Origin of the sequence: Lacticaseibacillus salsurae, assembly GCF_045862175.1 — a bacterium.
GTDB lineage: Bacteria > Bacillota > Bacilli > Lactobacillales > Lactobacillaceae > Lacticaseibacillus > Lacticaseibacillus salsurae.
Map to the genome: position 1 here is coordinate 1 of NZ_BAAFZI010000121.1, position 2,080 is coordinate 2,080.

A 2,080-nucleotide genomic window follows, 5' to 3' on the forward strand; every position below is an offset into this window, starting at 1 on the left:
ACCTTGCGTCAACGCCGGATACAAGCCCATCACCGACAAGTCAAACGAATAAGGGGCTTGGCTCAACACTTGTGCATGTTTTGGCAAATCAAAGCTGTTCATCCAATTGACAAAGCTCAACAGGTTGTTGTGTGAGATCTGAACGCCTTTAGGCTGGCCAGTGGTGCCTGAGGTGAAAATAATGTAAAACGTGTCATCCCCAGCAACTGGCGTCAACCGTGCTGAATGAGCGCGACTAGCCGCAATGGCTTGCGTATGCGCATCTAAGACAGGTGTATGCATTTGAAGCGGCAAATCTGCCACGGCTAAAATCATGGCCGGCTTGGCGATGCTTTCGATCATGGTCAAGCGCGTTTGGGGTGAATGGGTGTCCACCGGAATGTAGGCATGCCCAGCTTTCACACAAGCCAAAAAGGCCACAATGGTTTCAAAGCTTTGATCGCAATACACCATGATCGGAGATTTTTCAGGTAAATCACAACCAGTAATGGCTTGCGCTAAATGCGTCGATGCAGTGCTGAGTTGTTGATAATCATAAGTTTGGTCATTGATTTGGTAGCATACTTGATGCGGTGCCACTTGGGCTTGTGCATCGATAGCTTGAATAATGTCTGTGATCAAAATAAGCCTCCAAGTAACTAAAATTCGTTATAAATAAAGTGACTGCCACCCACGCCACGGTAGCTGTAGAGATACACCAGAAGTAATAAAATCGCGGCATAAAACAACGTGCGTAAAATGAAAGTCACCACTGGTCGTTGAAAAAATTGTTTCAATTGCTTACTCCTTAGTCGATAGTCGAAATCACAAAACTTGGACCACCTGGTTTACGCCGTTGCCAAAGCGTCAGGCAAACGCCTAATAAAATAACATTACCGACCGTTGCCCCCAACGGCCAAAAACTCAATGCGATCACGATCACCACCGCAACACCCCACAATACCCAAGGCGGGGCTTGGCGTTTCGGCAGCGGGCCGATCCACGCTAGGCGTTTTTGTTTAAAACCGATGTCTTGTAAATCACTTAATGCAAAAGCATGTCGGCTGGCACCTTGCAATAAGGCGCGCTTGACTTGAACCGTGAACGCACAATCACGAAACAAATCGCGATGCTTGCTGGCAAAGCCTACCACCTGATAGCCCCCAACCACCAACGCATCGATCATCGTGGCAAAAGTGTCGATCATCGTCACTTGCTCTGGGTCGATCACCACATAAGCATCGGCAGCAATTGACGCCAAGCCTGCTTGAACCGCAGCGTCGTAGCCAAAATTCCGAGACAGCCCTAATTTGTGGGTATTAGGCGTGCTAGCTTTTAATTGGGCGATTTCATCAGCCACAGCCGGACTGGCCCCATCATCGATCAGCCATAGTCGAAAGTTAACTTGCGGCCATAACTTGGTACAAATATCGATTTGGGCTTGAACTGCCGCCATGATTTGAGATAAATGTTGTGGTCGATAGCACGGCATCAACAACGCGATTTGCATGAAAGCTCCTTTCCAACAAGTTTTTGAATGACTTCAGTGTACCGACTTTGCTGCGAGTCATCCCCTTAATCTTGTTGAAATTAACCTGAGAATTTCTCAGAATCGCGCTCAGTTTCTAAATGGCAGTCAACTTCAAAACGTCAATCATGGCTTTTCACGGCAAATAAAACCTGGATTATTCACCTCGGTATTTGGTACATGAAATCGCATCTGGCCGGTCTGAAAGCAACGTTTGGAGCGTTGCGAATACTGACTGAGCGGAGAAGTTGGTGATCGATGCACCACGAACAGACCGACCCAGTTTTCGGCTCGACGCACGACCTATTCAGTTATTCAGTTCAGGTTGCCAACTGATGGACTTCGTCCATGAGCCGACTAAACCAGTTCTTGTAAACATAGTTAGAAGCAAGATGAATCACCACACGACGGGCGTGCCAAGTAATCCTACCGGCGATGTGAAAGAGACTGAACCGTAGCGAGGAGATGGTTGAACGACGGTCTTCCGAGACAAAGAGCTGTTTAAAGAGCTGAACCAGGTTATAGGCAATACCGGTGATCAAGGCTCGTGCAGTGTTCCGTGCAAAAGTTGAG

Annotated in this window: 4 protein-coding genes; all 4 read right to left on the reverse strand. The window is 47.7% G+C overall.

All coding sequences use genetic code 11. The features are described from left to right. Positions 1 to 621, reverse strand: a 621-nt coding sequence (locus tag ACKTSG_RS14110) for an AMP-binding protein (RefSeq protein ID WP_407895651.1), incomplete at its 3' end; no start/stop codon positions are given. Positions 622 to 638: 17 nt separating this feature from the next. After that, positions 639 to 776, reverse strand: a complete 138-nt coding sequence (locus ACKTSG_RS14115; RefSeq protein WP_054720040.1) for a teichoic acid D-Ala incorporation-associated protein DltX — start codon at positions 774 to 776, stop codon at positions 639 to 641. 11 nt (positions 777 to 787) lie between these two features. Next, the gene (locus ACKTSG_RS14120; RefSeq protein WP_407895653.1) at positions 788 to 1,489 is read right to left on the reverse strand and encodes a glycosyltransferase; all 702 of its coding nucleotides are present in this window, start codon (positions 1,487 to 1,489) and stop codon (positions 788 to 790) included. A 338-nt stretch (positions 1,490 to 1,827) separates the two neighbouring features. Continuing rightward, positions 1,828 to 2,080: transposase (locus ACKTSG_RS14125; RefSeq protein WP_407891817.1), on the reverse strand; the 253-nt coding region annotated here is incomplete at its 5' end.

Excerpts from the sequence above, each read along its gene's own strand:
- ACKTSG_RS14120 (WP_407895653.1), bottom strand. The coding sequence starts at position 1,489 with ATGCAAATCGCGTTGTTGATGCCGTGCTATCGACCACAACATTTATCT.